The organism is Streptosporangium sp. NPDC002544 (assembly GCF_040295965.1).
Lineage (GTDB): Bacteria > Actinomycetota > Actinomycetes > Streptosporangiales > Streptosporangiaceae > Streptosporangium.
Genome location: NZ_JBEOWJ010000013.1, coordinates 114,746 through 131,575, shown reverse-complemented (window position 1 = coordinate 131,575; position 16,830 = coordinate 114,746). Strand labels below are relative to the sequence as shown.

Genomic DNA, 16,830 nt, shown 5'->3' with positions numbered 1-16,830 from the left:
CGGATGCCGACAGACGCCGGGCTCGCGGTGGACGTCCCCGGATCCCGTGTCGGGGATCCGGGGGGCGGTGCCCGGAGAGAGGCGCCCGGCGCGGAGCTCTCCATCGTCACCAGCGGGCTGACCAAGCGGTTCGGGAGCGGGCAGGTGGCCGTGGACGCCCTCGACCTCGCCGTGCCCAGCGGGTCGGTGTTCGGCTTCCTGGGCCCCAACGGCTCGGGCAAGACCACCACCATCCGCATGCTGCTCGGCCTGGTGGCGCCGACGGCGGGCGAGTGGCGGCTGCTCGGCACGCCGATGCCCGGCGGGGTGGGCGGCGTGCTGTCGAGGGTGGGAGCGCTGGTCGAAGGGCCGGCCTTCTACCCCTACCTGTCGGGCGAGGCGAACCTGCGCCGCTATGACGCCGCCGACCCGTCGGCCGACCCGCGCACCGTCTCGGCCAGGATCGGACTCGCGCTGGAACGGGTGGGCCTGGCCGCCGCGGCGGGCAAGCGCTACCGGGCCTACTCGCTCGGCATGCGCCAGCGGCTGGCCATCGCCGCCGCCCTGCTCGGCCCCAGGGAGTTGCTGATCCTCGACGAGCCGACCAACGGGCTGGACCCGCAGGGCACCCGTGAGGTGCGCGGCCTGGTCAAGGAGATCGCCGCCGAGGGGACCACCGTCTTCGTCTCCTCCCACCTGCTGGCGGAGGTGGAGCAGATGTGCTCCCACGTCGCGGTCATGCGGGCCGGACGGCTGGTCGCGCAGGGACCCATCGCCGACCTGAGGGCATCGGAGACGGTCAGGATCCGGGTGGAGACCCCCGACATCGAGGAGGCGGCGGCGGTGCTCGCCGGGCTCGGCCTGCCGGAGATCCGTCTCGGTGACGGCGACGTCAGCGCGGCGCTGGGAGCCGGCCTGCCGGAGCAGGTATGCGCCGCGCTGGTCACCGGTGGCGTCGCCGTCCGCGGCCTGGCCGTCCAGCGACCCACTCTTGAGGACGTGTTCGTGGGCCTGACCGGGGAGGGATTCGATGTCGACGGTTAGCGGAAAGGAAGCCGTGTCCACCGAGAACGTCACACGCGCCATCCCTGACCAGGACCCGGCCCAGGGGAGGGACCCGGTCATGACGGCGGGTCAGGTCGCCGGTGGGCGCCCGATTCCCCCGCCGCGGGCGGTGAGCGCCCCCAGGGCGTGGCTGCGGCTGCTCGGCTCGGAGGTCGGCCTGACGTTCCGGCGGCCCAGAAACCTCGCCATGCTCGGGGTGCTCACCGTGATCCCGGTGCTGATCGGCATCGCGCTGCGGATGTTCGCCGGGACCGGCGGGGACGGGACCGGTGCTCCGGCGATCTTCGAGCAGATCACCGGGAACGGGTTGTTCCTCACCTTCGCCGCGCTCTCGCTGCTGGTGCAGCTGATGCTGCCGGTCTCCGTCGCGATCGTCGCGGGGGACTCGATCGCGGGGGAGGCGGGCATCGGCACGTTGCGCTACCTGCTCGCGGCCCCGGCGGGCCGGACCCGCCTGCTGGCGGTCAAGTACGCCACCGTGGTCCTCTTCTGCCTGGCCGCCGTCACCGCGGTGGCGCTGTCCGCGCTCCTGGCCGGCCTGGTGCTGTTCCCGGCGGGCCCGATCACGCTGCTGTCGGGAGGGACGATCCCCTTCCTCGACGGGGTGCTGCGGATCGGCGTCGTCGTGCTGTACGTCACCGCCGGCATGGCGGCCCTGGCCGCCATCGCACTGGCCCTGTCGACTCTGACCGAGGTGTCCGTCGGAGCCATCGCCTCGACAGTGGTCATCGTCATCGTGGCCCAGGTCCTGCGGGCCGTTCCGCAGCTGTCCGCGCTCCAGCCGTACCTGCTCACCGAGTGGTGGAGCGGCTTCGACGGCGTTCTGCGGGACCCGGTGGCCACCGGCGACATGGGGCAGGGCCTGCTGGTCTTCGCCGCCTACGCCGCGGTCTTCTGCTCCATCGCCTGGGCGCGCTTCACCGGCAAGGACATCACCGCCTGAGCTCAGGCGCGGCCACGCCCGCCCGCCGCAGGCTCTCGTGCCAGACCAGGGCGAGCTCGCGGTGGCGCAGGTCGCTCGGGTGCGAGTCGAGTACGGTGGCGTACTCGACTCGCCGGCAAGATCGTTGACTCGCCCGTTCCGCCGGAGCACACGAGACGGCCCCGGAAAGCTGCTCTCCGGGGCCGTCTCGCACTGGATCAGGAGGCGCGGCCGCCGCGGCGCAGGCCGAGGGCGCCGACCACGGTCCCGACGAGCCCGAGCACCAGGCCGGCCCCGCCGAGCAGGCGGGCGGTTCCGTCCGAGCCCTCGGACGCGGAGGCGGCGGGGGCCACCGAGGGCGCGGCCGGTACGGCCACGGCCGACGGCGTCGCGGAGGCGGCGGCGCCGTGACCGTCACCCTCGGCGGAGGCGGGGGTGAGCTTCAGCACCGGGGCCGGACGCTCGGCCTCGGAACCGTCGGTCTTGGGCTCGTCCGCCCACTTGACGACCTCGCCGCCGGTGTAGGTCTGGGTGGTGGGGAAGATGAGCTGGTCGGTATCGGTGGGCAGCTTGCCCATGGACACCTCGAACTCCTGGAACTGGCCGGGTTCGATCTTTCCGCCCGACCAGATGACCTTCGTGACCGCCTCGGTGAGCTCGCCGTACTCGGTGGTGACCGGCTTGGGCAGCTTGCCCTCGACCACCTTGACCTTCCAGCCGGGTACCGGCTTGACCGAGACGAACGCCAGCGGGTGGTCGACGGGGAAGGTCACCTCCAGCTTGTTCGTGGAGGCGTCGTCACGCTCGTTCGGGACCCGGAAGGCGACCTTGGTGAAGCCGCCCTGCTGGGCGCTGTTGGGATTGATGGTGACGTGCGCGAGGACGGGCAGGGCGAGACCGAGGGTGAGGGCGGTGACACCGGCGGTGACGGTGGCCAGACGGCGGGCATGGGAAAGCGGCATGGGGGTTCTCCACTTCGGGATTTCAGGATTTCGGGGGTGGGTCAGGCGGCGGGGAGTGGAGGACCACGCCGGCTGACGGAGTGACGGAGAACGGCGCGCGCGAAGACGGGCGTGACCGGGGTGCGGGCGGGACGCGGCGGAGCCGCGGCCGCGGCCGGGAGCCGCAGCAGCCGGAACATCGCGCCGAGGCGGTGCCGGGCCGAGCGGAGCAGCGCCCACAGGGCGGTCTCGCCGCGGGCCAGCCACCATCCGGTGACCAGTGTCGCGGTGAGGTGCGCGACGAGCATGCCGAGACTCTCGCCCAGCCCCCTGACGTGCGGGTGCGGGGCCACTGGAATCCCGGTGGCGTCACCGAGGAGGAACAACTCGTGCAAGGACAGTTGCAGGACGGACAGCACGGTGCTGATCGCCACGGTGGACCGCTCGCGCCCGGCGAGCAGCACGCTCACCGCCATGACCGCGGCTGCGCCGCTCGCCACCGCCCACGGCTCCGGCCCGGAACCGCCCGCGACCACGTGGCCGAGGACGGCGAGCGTCACGCAGACGGCCGAGAAGGCGGCCGCGCGCGTGAGGCGTAATGGGAGACGGGCGCGCATGGTGCCCCATATGCTCTCACGCCTCTGAGATGTCTGCCGTTTTAAGATTTTTGTCGCTATGGTGGCCGCGATCCTGACAGATCCTTCAATCCAAGGTGGTAGGGATGCGGCACGTTTTTGGGGTGCTTGTCGGGTTGGTTATGGCGGCGGTGCTGCTCTTCGGCGCCGGTTGGGCGGTGCAGGAGGCGGGGGCGAGCCTGGCGCCCCTTCCCGTTCCCGCGGAGAGCGGCTCGAAGGTCTGGATCGCCCTCGGGGTGATGGCCGCGATCGGCCTCCTGGTCGGCCTGGTGGTCGCCGGCCGGGTCTCCCCGCTGGCCACCTTCGTCCCGTCGATGGTGCTGCTGGCCTGGACCGTGGTCTACGCCCTGGACGTTCGCCGCGCCATGGGGCTGGTTCCCGACGACCCCACCTTCCACCCGTTGCTCCTGCAGGCGGGTCGCGGCATGGGCCTGCTGCTGACCACCGGTGTCTACGCCCTCCTCGGCGTCCTGCTGTTCCTGCCGGTGCTGATGCCCTCCCGCTGGGCGCCGCGGTTCCGGGACGAGGAGGAGTACGAGGAATCCGGCGAGCAGGACTATCGCTGAGCTTCCGGCCACCGGCCTTCCCGGAGGTCAGGCGGAGTAGAGGCGGGCGACCACATCCTCCATGGAGGCCTCCCCTGGGGCGGTGGCGCGCAGGTCGTCGAGGGTGCCGTCGAAGGCCAGGCTGCCGCGGTCGATCAGCATGACGCGGCGGCAGAGCTTCTCTATGTCGCCCAGGTCGTGGGTGGTGAGCAGGACGGTGGTGCCGCGTTCGGCGTTGAGGCGGAGCAGGAAGTCGCGCATGGCGGCCTTGCTGACCACGTCCAGGCCGATCGTGGGCTCGTCGAGCACCAGCACGGCGGGGTCGTGCAGGAGCGCGGCGGTGATGTCGCCGCGCATGCGCTGGCCGAGGCTGAGCTGGCGGACCGGAGTGCCCATGAAGCCGGCGAGGCCGAGGAGTTCGGTCAGCTCGGTCAGCCGTCGCCGGAAGTCTTTTTGATCTACTTTGTAAAGGTGTCGGATCAGTTCAAAACTGTCCCGCAGCGGCAGGTCCCACCACAGGGTCGTCCGCTGGCCGAACACCACCCCGATCCTGCGTGCCAGCGCGGTGCGGCGGCGCGTCGGATCGAGCCCGGCCACCCGGATGCTGCCGGAGGTCGGCGCCAGGATGCCGGTGAGCATCTTGATGGTCGTGGACTTGCCCGCGCCGTTGGGGCCGAGGTAGCCGACGAACTCCCCTGCTTCCACGCTGAACGACAGATCCCGTACGGCGTGCACGGTCTTTTTGGCCCTGCGGCGGCCCACGGTGAACGAGCGGCCGACCCGGTCGAGTTCGATCATGTGTCAACTTCCCGTCGAGCGGTAGCGGCGGATGCCCGCCCGCCAGGCCAGGGCGGCGACGGCGGCCAGGGCGACGGCCGCTGGGGGCGAGGCGAAACGGAGCCAGTACGGCAGGCCGAAGGGGTCCTCGCGGTCGAGCACGAACAGCGCGGGCTGCCAGTTCACGAACGCCAGCGGCACGACGAAGGTGACGCCCTTGACGAGTTCGGAGCCGTAGACGCTCAGCGGGTACTGGGTGAGGGTGCTGCCGCCGTAGGTGAAGGCGTTGGCCACCTCGGGGGCGTTGGTCAGCAGGAACTGCATGGCGCCGCCGAGGGTGAAGACCGAGGCGAAGATGACGACCCCGCACAGGATCATCAGCGGGATCATCCAGATCCTGCTCCAGGCGAGGCCGAGCTGGGGCAGGGCGACGGCGAGCACGACGGCGGCCTGTGCCGTCCTGCCGAAGCGGTGCACGCTGAAGCGGTCGACGGCCATCTGGGTGAAGGCGCTCGCCGGGCGGATCAGCATGGTGTCGAAGCTGCCGCTCCTGATGTGCTGGCTGAGCCGGTCGACGTTGCCGAAGAGCATGTCGGCCAGGGCGAAGGACAGGCCGGAGGTGCCGTACAGGAACATCACCTCGGCCAGGCCGAAGCCGCCCAGCGACCCGGTGTGCTCGAAGATCACCAAGATCGCCGCCACGTCCAGCGCGTTGACCGCGAACGAGCCCAGCACCATCATGATCAGTGGCCCCGGGTACTGTGCCGAGGCTCTCAGCCAGGTCCAGGCCAGCAGGAGGTAGGTCCTCACCATCGGCCGCTCGTCCCGGTGGTCCTCCGCGCGCCGTCAACCACCCTGGATCACGACCTTCCTGCGGGCGGCGCGCGTGGCCAGGGCTCCCAGGGCCAGTAGTGCCACCGCCCAGGCGAGCTGGAACCCCAGGGCTTCCAGGACGTCTCGCTTGCCGAGGTAGAGGTCGGCGGGTACCTGCACCATGGCCGACCACGGGAGCGCCTCGGCCAGGGTGCCGAGCCAGCCGGGGAAGAGGTTCAGTGGCAGGACCATGCCGCTGAAGAAGAGCGTTGTCACCAGTGACAGCGACTGCACGCCCCGGTCGTCGACCACCCAGCAGGCGGACAGTGCCACCAGGTAGCGCAGGGCGAAGCTGACGATCACTCCCAGGATGAGGCCGGCTGTGAAGGAGAGGCAGGTCACCGGGTCGGCCGGCGCGACGAGGCCGAACAGCGCGGCGCCGACCGCCGTCGGCGGCAGGCTGCGTAGCAGGAGGAGGTACGCGGCCCTGCCGAGGTCGTCGGCGAGGCTCCACATCTGCAGGGAGGCGGGGCGGACCAGGTCCAGGGCCACGTCTCCGCTGCGCACGCGTTCGGAGAGTTCCAGGCCGCCGCCGAAGACCTGCATGGGGCCGATGAACGCCTGGCTGAGGAAGCAGAAGGTGACGGCGTCGGCGAGGTCGTACCCGGCGAGGCCGGGGCGGGCCTGCCAGAGGGCGATCAGGACGTAGGCGCGGAGGATGCCGAAGACGGTGTTGGTGAAGGCTCCGGCGACGGCGGCGGCGCGGTAGGTGGAGTGGCGGCGGAAGCCGTATCCGGCGATACGCGCGTAGAGCAGGAAGGCTGCCTCCCGGTGGGCGTCAGAGCGGCCCTCCCATCCTCCTGGGTGCTCTGGGGCGGGGCAATGGATTTTTGGCGATGAGCGGGTGCGAGCCGGTCGTGGGATCCGGGCGGCGTGTGGTGGCCGGTCTGATGTCGGGCTTTCGCCGGGATTTCACCTGGGTCCGGTCATGCCTCCAGCGTGTTGTATACCGATGCGATACATAGTTGCAATCTGCCCGATATGTAGAATCGCCGATAAAAGTATGTTATGAGGGGAATGTCCTTTTGTGGAGGTCCCCCATGCGTCATGAGATAGATATGGACGTCAGTCCGGCCTACCCCTTCAGCTGGCAGGCCGCGACCCTCAACGCGATCATGCGCGGCACCTTCAAACCCGCCTCCCAGCTGCTGCTGAGAACCGACATCGGTTTCGTCGCGGCCTCGCGCATCGTGGCTCTGGCGGGCAGGGTTCCGCTCCGCCTGCCCGTCCATGTACGTGTGACACCCGACGAGGCCGGGCCGTGTCCGGGAGAGTGGGTCCGCGCGGGCGAGGAGCTCGACGAGCGCAAGGTCCTGCTCTACTTCCACGGCGGGGGCTACTTCGCCTGCTCCCCGGTCACCCACCGGCCGATCACCTGGCGCCTGTCGGCCGCGGCCCGGCGGCCGGTGCTGGCGGTCGACTACCGCCAGGGCCCGGTGCACAGGCCGGCCGAGGCACTCGCGGACGCGATCGCCGCCTACCGGTGCCTGCTGGAGCAGGACTACGACCCCGCCGACATCGTCTTCGGCGGGGACTCGGCCGGCGGCCACCTCACCCTGGCCACGCTCCTGGCGCTTCGCGACCAGGGCATGCCGCTGCCGGCCGCCGCCGTGTGCCTGTCGCCGTGGACGGATCTCACCGGTGCGCCCCGCACGGTCAACCGGACGCTCGACCCGCTGATCCCGGCCGGCCGCGTCGACTGGCTCGCCCGCCGCTGGACGGCCGGTCTCGACCCCCATGACCCCCTGCTCTCCCCGGTCCTCGGTGACTACACCGGTCTGCCACCGCTGATGGTCGTCACCGGCTCCACCGAGGTCCTGCGCGACGAGGGCCGCCGGGTGGCCGAGCGGGCCCGCGCGGCCGGGGTGCCGGTCACGTACGAGGAGTGGCCCCGTATGCCGCACGTCTTCGCCATTCTCGCCGACGTCGTCCCCGAGGCCCGCAAGGTCTACTCGCACATCGCCCGCTTCCTCGCCGCCGCGCAGGACCTTCCGCCCGCCGGCGAGGTCTCCGCGCGGGACCTGCTCGCCCAGGACGTCCCCGACCAGGGCCTCGCCGCGCAGGATCTTCTGGCCTCGGATCTTTCCGTGTCCGGCCTTCCCGCGTCCGGCCTTCCCGCCGGGGACGCCTCCGCTCTCGGGATCCCGCCCGCGCAGCCCGGTTCCGCGGTGGCCTGAGCGCGCGGGGGCGGCGGACCCGCCGCGGTCCGGGTTTTCGATGTCCGGCGGTGTTCAGCCGCGCGGGCCTTTCTCGCTGGTCACGCCGTTCCCGTCCAGGCTCAAAGGCATCCCGCGCACCACGGATTTCTTACCCCCAGGGATCATTCGTCTTACCTCTCATATCCCTTCTGGCCTGTCGGCAGCGAAGGGCGCTCGAATCCCGTCACAGTGTGCTTGCCGTAGCCCGCGCACGAGAGGCTCAACGAGGATGGCACGTGGGGGAACAGGTCCCATGAGCGGCATGCCGACCGGTGTGCGGCCGCTGACCGTCGGGGACCCGGTCATCATCGGCCGTTACCTTCTGCTCGGCCGCCTCGGAACGGGCGGCATGGGCATCGTCTATCTGGCCCAGCACCCGCAGGGTGGGGTGGTGGCGATCAAGACCCCGCACCCGATGCACCTCAACGATGCCACGCTCCGCGCCCGTTTCGCCGAGGAAGTGAGATTTTCCCGGAGAGTGGTGCCTTTCTGCACCGCCGCGGTGATCGAGGACGGCACCGACAAGGATCGCCCCTACCTGGTGTCGGAGTATGTTCCGGGCCCCGCGCTCTCCCAGGTGGTCTCCACGCACGGCCCGCTCACCCCCGACCTGGCCTACGGCGTCGCTCTGGGGGTGGCCGCCGCGCTGGTCGCGGTGCACGAGGCCGGGCTGGTCCACCGAGATCTGAAACCGGGCAACGTGCTGCTGTCGGACACCGGTCCGCGGGTGATCGACTTCGGCATCGCCAGGGACATCGACGTCCTCGCCGCGCACACGCAGGCGGGGCAGGTCATGGGCAGTCCCGGCTGGGTGGCCCCGGAGCGGCTCACCGGCGGGCTCGCGCTGCCCGCCTCCGACATCTTCGCCTGGGGCTGCCTGGTGGCCTACGCGGCCGGCGGCCACCATCCCTTCGGCGCGGGTGAGGCGGACGTGCTGACCCGGCGCATCATGGTCGAGCCGCCGAGGGTGGCCTCGGTGCCCGCGCTGCTGCGCCCGGCCGTCGAGGCCTCCCTGGCCAAGGACCCCGCCGACCGGCCAGGGGCCGCGGACCTGCTCGGCGCGCTGCTCGCCGCGGGTGGTGTGGGCGACCCGTGGGACCTGCGCGAGGCGGTCGCGGCGGTGCTGGCGGAGATCTGGACGCCGGTGCCCCACGCGCCGGGAGCCGGGAGGGTGCGGCTCGCGACGCCGCCCTCGTTCCACGACGAGCCCTCGGTCCCGGTGGAGATCCCCGCCAGGGCTTCGCGCAGGGCCAGGCCGAGCAGGGGAGCGCACCTGTCGCAGGCCGGCTTCGCGGCGCTGGCCACGGTCTCCATGGCGGCGGTCACCGTGGCCGCCGCGGCCGGTGGCGGCGGGATCGGTTCCGGCGCCGGCTCGGGGATGCCCGAGCCGGCGCCGCTGGTCCTGCCCGCCGACGGTACGCCCTCCGGCTCGGTCTTTCGGGGCGGCACCCGGCCGCCCGCGGGCAAGCCGCGGACGGTCCTTCCGGCCGCTCCCTCCACGGTCCAGATCACCACCACCAGGACCGTCTCGCTGCCCGTCACCGGCTACGACGGGCACGACGGCCGTGACGGCCGCGAGGAGCCGGCGCCGGAGCGTCCGCGCGGCTCGGGCGGCTCGCCCGACGACGGTGACGACCGGCAGGACTGCGCGGACGCGACCGCGAAGGGCAGGGGGAGGAACAGGGATTGCCCGACGGCCTCGAGCAATCCCAAGCCCTCCTTCACCCAGATCCCGCAGACCGGTGACGGGGAGAGCCCGTCTCCGACGCCCACCGCTCCCGCTCCCTCGGGGACGACCATCACCCCCGTTCCCACTCCTTCCGTACAGATGGGCTGAGTAGCCCGTTCAGGTGATTTATCGGGAAATATCGCTGGATCGGTTAAAGTGAGCGCCGCGAATCGAGGCGGAGGGGGAGATCGATGGGCGAGCCTGTGCCCGGTGCGGTGGAGCTGAGCGGCGTCGGGGTCCGGGTGGTCGGCCGGACCCTGCTGGACGGCATCGGCTGGCGGGTCGGGTACGGAGAGCACTGGGTGGTGCTGGGTCCCAACGGGGCCGGCAAGACCACGCTGCTGTCATTGGCCGCCGCCGTCCGGCATCCCACCGAGGGGGCCGTCACCGTGCTCGGCCAGCGGCTGGGCCGGGTCGACCTGCGGGAGTTGCGCCGCCACATCGGCCTCGTCGCGGCCAGCCAGCGGCTCGTCGACGAGGAACTGCTGGAGGAGGAGGGGGCCACCGCGCACACCGTGGTCCTGACCGGCTACACCGGGTCCAGCGTCCCGCTCTGGGACCGCTACGGACCCGCCGAGCACGAGCGCGCCCACCAGCTGCTGGCGGACATGGGCTGCAAGGACCTCGCCGACCGGCTCTTTCGCGTCTGCTCCCAGGGTGAGCGGGCTCGTGTCCGTGTCGCCAGGGCCCTGATGGCCGACCCGGTGATCCTGCTGCTGGACGAGCCGTTCGCCGGACTCGACCTGCCCGCCCGCGAGGACCTGATCACCGCGGTGGAGGACCTGGCGGCGACCCGTCCGGTGCTGACCACGGTCACCGTCACCCATCACCTGGAGGAGGTCCCGGCCACCACGACCCACGCCCTGCTGATGCGTGACGCCCGGGTCCAGGCGGGTGGTCCGGTGGCGGAGATCCTGACCGCGGAGAACCTCTCGGAGTGCTTCGGGCGGCCGCTGCGCGTCGACCACCTCGACGGCCGCTGGTACGCCCGCGCGGTACGCGACTGAGAGCCGCGCACGTCGAAGCGGGGCGGCTCCCTCCCGAAACGGCCGGATCAGCGGGTGATGCGGATTCGCACGATGTCGGTGCGGTGCAGGGTGACGCCGTAGGCGAGCGGCACATCGCCGTGTCCGAAAACGGTCTGCAGCGTCCGGGCCAGGGGATAGCCCACGGGGACGCGCAACGCCTCGGCCCCCTGATCGGAGGCGAGCACGGCTTCGAGGTCGGTGATCACCTGGGCGGCCGGGCGCAGGGCGCCCCGGTCGAGGAAGGTGAACAGGTCGGTGTCGATGCCGAGCATCGGGCTCGGGTCGATCTCGTCCGTGCCGATCTTCAGCGGCATGTAGTCCCGCATGTAGGCGGCCCGCACGTCGTCGACGCTGAAGATCCGTGTCACCTGCCACACGGGCGACCGCGCCGGCAGGCCCAGCGCCTCGGCCGCCGCGGGCGGGCTCGGCACGGTGTCGCACGACGACGTGACCAGCTCGGCCGTGTGCCCCGCCATCTGGATACGGTCACGGTAGGCGAGGATCTTCGACATGCTCAGCGGCGCCAGGTCGCGGGTGCCGGCGACGAACGTGCCGATTCCCCAGCGCCGGATCACCGCGCCCTCGATGGCCAGGACGCCCAGCGCCTCGCGGACGGTGCCACGGCTCACGTCCAGCATCTCGGAGAGGTCCTGCTCGGTCGGCAGCCGGTCTCCTGGCTGGAACTTCTCCTGGAGCAACGCTCGCAGGCCGTGCAGCGCCGCCTGCGCCGCGGTATCACGTCGGCCCATCGTGGGTTCCCTTCGTCACGCTGCCCGAGTGCCCCCCGTGTCCGAGGACGTCGGGGGGCGAAGTCCTACCAGACATGATCGAGCACGCGGAGTGTGTTCCCGCCAATGACCTTGCTGATGTCGTCGTCGCTGTAGCCGTGCTTGACGAGCCAGCCGACGATGTTGGTGAAGTTCTCCGCCGGGTTCTCCAGGCCGTCCACGTAGGCGACGCTCGGGTGGTCGGGCGCGGCGTCGCGGTTCTGGGCGTAGTTGCCGGCGTAGGTCTTGTGCACACCCACATGGTCGCCGAACATCGTGTCGGGACCGAAGGTGACGTGGTCGATGCCCACCAGGTCCACGCAGTAGGTGAAGTGGTCCATCACCGACTCCAGGGAGTGTTCGCGGTGTTTTTCCGACAGCGTGGTGTGCGGGGCCGCCTCCAGGCCGATGACGCCGCCGCGTTCGGCGCAGGCCTTGATGACCTCGTCGGGCTTCATCCGGTTGGTCGGCCAGATGGCGCGGGCCCCGGCGTGGGTGATGAAGACCGGTACGGTCGAGTGCTCGATGACCTCCAGGCTCGTGCGGTCGCCTGAGTGTGAGATGTCGATGGCCATGCCGAGCCTGTTCATCCGCTCCACCGCGCGGCGGCCGAAGTTGGTCAGCCCGGCGTCGGCGCGTTCGGCCAGCCCCGAGCCGAGCTGGTTGGCCTGCGAGTAGGCGATACCGATCTGGCGGACGCCGAAGCCGTACAGGATGTCCAGGCGATCGAGCTCGTTCTCGATCATCGTCGCCGCTTCCAGCCCGGCCACCAGCGCCATCCGGTCGTCGCGCTTGGCCGCCTTGATGTCGTCCACGGTCAGCGCGTGCACCACGTAGTCCTGCTTGGCGATGTCCGCGAGCCGCAGGCCGAGGGCGTAGATCATGTCGTTCCACTTCCAGCCGTTCTCGCTGGTGACGCACGACGCCCCGGCCATGAAGTTGTCGAACACGGCGGTCATCCCCGAACGCGACAGGCCCTCGTAGCCGGTACGCTGCCGGCCGGTGCGGTTGTATCGGCGCAGTTCACCGACGTCCTTGGGGAGAACCACCGCGTGCTCGTGCAGTGAGATCACGATGTGCTCGGCCATGATCCGGCTGACCCGTTCGGACTGCTCGGCCGACACCTCACCGTCGTAGGCGGGCACCCGGCCGATCTGTTCGGCCAGCTCGAAGTCGGCGTAGTCGACGCCCGGTTCGAGATAGCCGTAGGCCTGGTGACCGCGGTAGGAGGCGGAAGGTGACTGCATGGCGGTGAATCCTCCAGATGTATTGATGTCGTGGCAGCCCGGGGCCGGGCACCGGTGACGGTCGGTCATGCCCCGCCGAGGCGGGCCGGGGGGGTCTGCTCGGGGAAGTGACAGGCGACCTCGACGGCCGACGCGGACCCGATCCGCAGAACGGGTTCGGTGTCGGCGCACACGTCCCGAGCCTTCGGGCAGCGCGTGCGAAACCGGCACCCTGACGGCGGGTCGACCGGACTCGGCGGGTCGCCGGCCAGCAGGGTTCGCGTGCGCGAGGCCCGGCCCCGCGGCTCGGGGACGGGCACCGCTTCGAGCAGCGCCCGGGTGTACGGGTGCTGGGGACGCTCGTAGACCTCCCGGCGGTCGCCGAGTTCCACGACCTTGCCCAGGTACATCACCGCCACCCGATCGGAGATGTGCCGTACCACCGACAGGTCGTGCGCGATGAACACGTAGGACAGGCCCAGTTCCCGCTGCAGTCGCCGCAGCAGGTTGACGACCTGCGCCTGCACGGAGACGTCCAGCGCGGAGACCGGCTCGTCACAGACCACGACCTCCGGCTCCAGTGCGAGCGCGCGGGCTATTCCGATGCGCTGGCGCTGCCCGCCGGAGAACTGGAAGGGGTACCTGTCGAGGTGGTCCGGGTTGAGCCCGACCACGTCGATCAGTTCCTTCACCCGGCTCAGCCGCCTGTCGCGGGGCAGCACGTCGGGGTGAATCTCGAACGGTTGCATGAGCAGGTCGCGAACGGTCTTCCTGGGATTCAGCGACGTGTAGGGGTCCTGCAACACGATCTGGACGCTGCGTCGCATCGTTCGCAGCGCGCGGCCCGACGCCGCGTGGACGTCCACGCCGCGGTAGCGCACGTGCCCCGATGTCGGGGTGTCCAGGCCCACGACCGTGCGGGCCAGCGTCGACTTGCCGCATCCCGACTCGCCGACGACGCCGAGGGTCTCGCCGCGCCCGAGGGTGAACGACACGCCGTCGAGGGCCTGCACGGCACTGCGGCGCAGATTCAACAGGCCGCCCCTGACCGGAAAGTGCCTGACCAGGGAATCAACTTCGAGCACGACTTCACGCTCGCCCATCGAACACCTCCGCACGCAGATGGCAGGCGCTGGTACGGCCTGCCGCGATCACCTCAAGCCCGGGCTGCTCGGACCGGCACAGGTCGATCGCGATGTCGCAGCGCGGATGGAACGCGCACCCCTTCGGCGTCATCACCGGGTTCGGCGGCGCGCCGGGGATGGCCCACAGCTCGTCGTCCTCCCGATCCGTCCGCGGCATCGAGCGCAGCAGCCCCCGGGTGTACGGGTGAGCCGAGTGTTCGAAGAGCTCCTCCACGGAACCGCGTTCGACGATCCGGCCCGCGTACATCACGGTCACGTCGTCGGCCACCTCGGCGACCACTCCGAGATCATGGGTGATGAGCATCATCCCCATCCCGTTCTCGCGCTGGAGCTCGGTCAGCAGCTCCATGATCTGCGCCTGCACCGTGACGTCCAGGGCTGTGGTGGGCTCGTCCGCGATGAGCACGCGCGGGTCGAGCGCGACCGCCAAGGCGATCATGATCCGCTGGCGCATGCCGCCCGAGAACTGGTGCGGATAGTCGTCGACGCGGCGGGCCGCGGCGGGAATCCGTACCCGTTCCATCAGTTCGATGGCCCGGGCGCGCGCGGCGGAGCGGGACATCCTCCGCCTGACCCGCAGCAGCTCGCCGATCTGATGGCCCACCGTGTAGACGGGGTTGAGCGCGGACAGCGCGTCCTGGAAGACCATGGCGATGCCCTCGCCGTTGACCCGTCGGCGGACCCGTTCGGCCGCGGTCACCAGGTCGGTGCCCTCGAACACGATGCTTCCCGAGGTGATGCTCGCCGGCGGCGTGTCCAGCAAACCCATGATCGCCTGGGCCGTCACCGACTTGCCGGACCCCGATTCGCCGAGGAGCGCGAGCGTACGGCCGGCGAAGACCTCAAGGCCGACGTTGCGTACCGCGCGAACCGCCCCCTCACGAGTGGCGAACTCCACGCTGAGGTCGTCCACCCGCAGGACGGGCGCGTTCACGGCCTGCCTGCCCGAGGGACGAGCACGCCCGCCCTGGTCAGGAAGTCGCGCACCACCTGCTGGAAGAGTTCAGGCTCCTCCAGCTGGGGGGAGTGACCGGACTTCTCGAACACCACCAGCTCCCCGTCGGGGACGAGGTCGGCGATCGTCTGGGAGGCCGGCACCGGCGTGCGCCAGTCGTGCCGTCCCACGGTCACGAGCGTCGGGCAGGTGATCTCGTGCAGCCGCGGGGTGAGGTCGTAGGCCGGCATGTTGACGCCGAACGCCTCGTTGTGGGTCCTGTAGTGGTAGGAGGTCTGCGCGACCCGCCGCTCGACCGCCTCGGGGTCGTAGGTGTGGTCGTAGAGGGGCAGGATGGCCCGCCAGTACTCCCTGAACTCCTCGTTGCCGGTGAAGTGGCCGGTGCCGATGCGCTCGATGACCCATTCGGGGATCCGCACCCGGTCCGTCGTCCGGGCTCGCTCGACCGCGAGGTGGTCGTAGTCGGTGTTGGCCGCGGTGTCCCGCAGGACGAGCGCGGCGACGTTCTCCGGATGGGCCAGGGCGTACTCCATCGCGATGAAGCCGCCGTAGGACCCGCCCGCCATGACGATTCGGCCCAGATCGAAGTGCCGGCGGATCGCCTCGACGTCGGCGACCCACTGGGCGTGGCTGAAGGGCCCGGCGTCACCGGACTCACCGGACCCGCGAGCGTCGAAGACGACGACTCGAAGCCGGTCGGAGAACGGCCCGAACGACCGGCGCGGTTCGGCCCGGCTGCCCAGCCCGGGAGCGCCGTGGTGCACGATCATCGCCGGCGCGTTCTCGGGTCCCATGACCTCCACGGCCAGGGGGTTGCCGTTGATCTCCACGAACACCGTGTTCTCCTCGGTCTGTTTCCGGCTCTTCGTCATGGCGCGATCACGTTCTCTTCGAGGCTGCGCGGATAGCCGGTCAGCCGTTCGGGTCCCGCGTCGGTGATCAGCACGGTGTCGGAGATGCGGTAGCCGCCGTGGCCCGGTACGTACACGCCCGGCTCGCTGGAGAGCACCATTCCGGCCCGGAGCACCGTGTCGTCGCCGTCCTCCACCCACGGCGGCTCGTGCTGCTGGACACCGATGCCGTGCCCCTGACGGTGCCGGATATGCTCGCCGAGCCCGTGCCCCCTGATGACATCGAGACACTCACGGTTCACCTCCGCGCAGGTACGGCCGGCGCGCAGGCCCGCCGTGCCGACCTCCTGAGCCTCCGCCGCGACGGCGAAGTAGTGCCGCTGGTCGGCGTTGGGCTCGCCGATGACGAACGTCCGTTCGCTTTCGACGAAGCGGCTGCCAACGGCGGCGCCCAGGGAGAGGATGACGGTGTCGCCGATCTCCAGCCTGCGCCTGCTGGGCAGTCCGTGCGGGTTCGCGGAGTTCGGGCCGGCGTACACCAGGCCGCCGGCCAGCTTCGTCGTGTAGATGACATGGTCGTAGCGTTGGTACATCGCGTCGGAGCCGTACCCGATGACGTGCCGCGCGAGATCGCCCTCGCTCGGCAGCGGGCGCCCCGCGCGCAGCGCGTCCTCGATGAGCGCCCGGCCCGCCGCGAGCATCTCGTCACAGATCCCGGCCGCCTGGCGGTGCCAGGCGAGCTCTTCCGGATGCTTGATGAGCCGCAGGTTCGACACCACCGAACTGGTACGGAGTTCGGCGGCGCCCAGCGCCTCGGTCAGCGCCCGGTGGCCGGCGAGGCTGAGCCCGCCCGAGACGCCGATCCGGGCCGCGGGCCGGCCTGTGCGTCCGATCTCCCGTGCGAGTACGGCCTCGGCCGGATCGACGCCGGGAAACTCGGCGTAGGTGACGACGTCGGCCTCGATGCGCTGCAGCGCCGCGTACTCCTCATCGAGTTTCGGCACCACGCACAGGGGCCGGCCGTCCCGGGGGAACCAGAGGTAGACCGGTCGTTCGGTGACGGCGTAGAAGAACCCGGCGAGGTAGGCGACGTCGCTCGGCGCCGTGGCCAGGAACCCGTCCAGACCGTCCTGGTCCAGGGCGTCCCTGAGCGAGGAATGGACGTCCGCGTAGTAGTCAGAAGAAAGGCGCATA

The 16,830-nt window shown here is 70.9% G+C and carries 17 protein-coding genes; 6 read left to right on the top strand and 11 right to left on the bottom strand.

Annotated elements, in window-relative coordinates; genetic code table 11:
- Window positions 1–3 precede the first annotated feature (3 nt).
- Window positions 4–1,023, top strand: a complete 1,020-nt coding sequence (locus ABT061_RS21430) for an ABC transporter ATP-binding protein (RefSeq protein WP_350920415.1) — start codon at window positions 4–6, stop codon at window positions 1,021–1,023.
- Window positions 1,010–1,987 carry an ABC transporter permease gene (locus tag ABT061_RS21425; protein ID WP_350920412.1) on the top strand — a complete coding sequence of 326 codons (978 nt, stop codon included), beginning with the start codon at window positions 1,010–1,012 and terminating at the stop codon, window positions 1,985–1,987. The genes ABT061_RS21430 and ABT061_RS21425 overlap by 14 nt, the downstream gene beginning before the upstream one ends.
- Window positions 1,988–2,184: 197 nt before the next feature.
- Here the strand turns inward: ABT061_RS21425 and ABT061_RS21420 are convergent, their stop codons facing one another.
- Window positions 2,185–2,928 (bottom strand): YcnI family copper-binding membrane protein, encoded by a 744-nt coding sequence (locus ABT061_RS21420; protein ID WP_350920410.1) that lies wholly within the window; start codon window positions 2,926–2,928, stop codon window positions 2,185–2,187.
- Window positions 2,929–2,969: 41 nt separating this feature from the next.
- Window positions 2,970–3,524, bottom strand: coding sequence for an MFS transporter (locus ABT061_RS21415; protein ID WP_350920407.1), 555 nt, complete (start codon window positions 3,522–3,524; stop codon window positions 2,970–2,972).
- A 104-nt stretch (window positions 3,525–3,628) separates the two neighbouring features.
- On the opposite strand from ABT061_RS21415, the gene ABT061_RS21410 reads away from it, so the two are divergent.
- Window positions 3,629–4,108, top strand: a complete 480-nt coding sequence (locus ABT061_RS21410) for a hypothetical protein (RefSeq protein WP_350920404.1) — start codon at window positions 3,629–3,631, stop codon at window positions 4,106–4,108.
- A 27-nt stretch (window positions 4,109–4,135) separates the two neighbouring features.
- On the opposite strand, the gene ABT061_RS21405 is transcribed toward ABT061_RS21410, so the two are convergent.
- The 3 genes from ABT061_RS21405 to ABT061_RS21395 are packed head-to-tail and all read right to left on the bottom strand — an operon-like array spanning window position 4,136 to window position 6,376.
- Window positions 4,136–4,885 carry an ABC transporter ATP-binding protein gene (locus ABT061_RS21405; RefSeq protein ID WP_350920401.1) on the bottom strand — a complete coding sequence of 250 codons (750 nt, stop codon included), beginning with the start codon at window positions 4,883–4,885 and terminating at the stop codon, window positions 4,136–4,138.
- Between the two features lie 3 nt (window positions 4,886–4,888).
- Window positions 4,889–5,677: an ABC transporter permease gene (locus tag ABT061_RS21400; RefSeq protein WP_350920398.1), complete on the bottom strand. Its 789-nt coding sequence runs from the start codon at window positions 5,675–5,677 to the stop codon at window positions 4,889–4,891.
- A 33-nt stretch (window positions 5,678–5,710) separates the two neighbouring features.
- Entirely contained in the window at window positions 5,711–6,376 is a 666-nt protein-coding gene (locus tag ABT061_RS21395) for an ABC transporter permease (protein WP_350920635.1), read from the bottom strand.
- Between the two features lie 419 nt (window positions 6,377–6,795).
- On the opposite strand from ABT061_RS21395, the gene ABT061_RS21390 reads away from it, so the two are divergent.
- From ABT061_RS21390 to ABT061_RS21380, 3 genes are all read left to right on the top strand, one after another.
- Complete coding sequence (locus tag ABT061_RS21390) at window positions 6,796–7,914, top strand: alpha/beta hydrolase fold domain-containing protein (RefSeq protein WP_350920395.1); 1,119 nt, start codon at window positions 6,796–6,798, stop codon at window positions 7,912–7,914.
- A gap of 274 nt (window positions 7,915–8,188) precedes the next feature.
- Window positions 8,189–9,772: a serine/threonine-protein kinase gene (locus ABT061_RS21385; protein WP_350920392.1), complete on the top strand. Its 1,584-nt coding sequence runs from the start codon at window positions 8,189–8,191 to the stop codon at window positions 9,770–9,772.
- Between the two features lie 83 nt (window positions 9,773–9,855).
- Window positions 9,856–10,671: an ABC transporter ATP-binding protein gene (locus tag ABT061_RS21380; RefSeq protein ID WP_350920389.1), complete on the top strand. Its 816-nt coding sequence runs from the start codon at window positions 9,856–9,858 to the stop codon at window positions 10,669–10,671.
- A gap of 47 nt (window positions 10,672–10,718) precedes the next feature.
- On the opposite strand, the gene ABT061_RS21375 is transcribed toward ABT061_RS21380, so the two are convergent.
- The 6 genes from ABT061_RS21375 to ABT061_RS21350 form a co-directional block, all read right to left on the bottom strand.
- Window positions 10,719–11,441: a GntR family transcriptional regulator gene (locus ABT061_RS21375; protein WP_350920386.1), complete on the bottom strand. Its 723-nt coding sequence runs from the start codon at window positions 11,439–11,441 to the stop codon at window positions 10,719–10,721.
- 65 nt (window positions 11,442–11,506) lie between these two features.
- Entirely contained in the window at window positions 11,507–12,706 is a 1,200-nt protein-coding gene (locus ABT061_RS21370; protein WP_350920383.1) for a dipeptidase, read from the bottom strand.
- A gap of 65 nt (window positions 12,707–12,771) precedes the next feature.
- Window positions 12,772–13,788, bottom strand: coding sequence for an ABC transporter ATP-binding protein (locus ABT061_RS21365; RefSeq protein WP_350920380.1), 1,017 nt, complete (start codon window positions 13,786–13,788; stop codon window positions 12,772–12,774).
- The gene (locus tag ABT061_RS21360) at window positions 13,775–14,764 is read right to left on the bottom strand and encodes an ABC transporter ATP-binding protein (protein ID WP_350920377.1); all 990 of its coding nucleotides are present in this window, start codon (window positions 14,762–14,764) and stop codon (window positions 13,775–13,777) included. The genes ABT061_RS21365 and ABT061_RS21360 overlap by 14 nt, the downstream gene beginning before the upstream one ends.
- Window positions 14,761–15,657 carry an alpha/beta fold hydrolase gene (locus tag ABT061_RS21355; RefSeq protein WP_350920374.1) on the bottom strand — a complete coding sequence of 299 codons (897 nt, stop codon included), beginning with the start codon at window positions 15,655–15,657 and terminating at the stop codon, window positions 14,761–14,763. The genes ABT061_RS21360 and ABT061_RS21355 overlap by 4 nt, the downstream gene beginning before the upstream one ends.
- Window positions 15,654–16,829, bottom strand: coding sequence for a M24 family metallopeptidase (locus tag ABT061_RS21350; protein WP_350920372.1), 1,176 nt, complete (start codon window positions 16,827–16,829; stop codon window positions 15,654–15,656). The genes ABT061_RS21355 and ABT061_RS21350 overlap by 4 nt, the downstream gene beginning before the upstream one ends.
- Between the last annotated feature and the right edge of the window lies 1 nt (window position 16,830).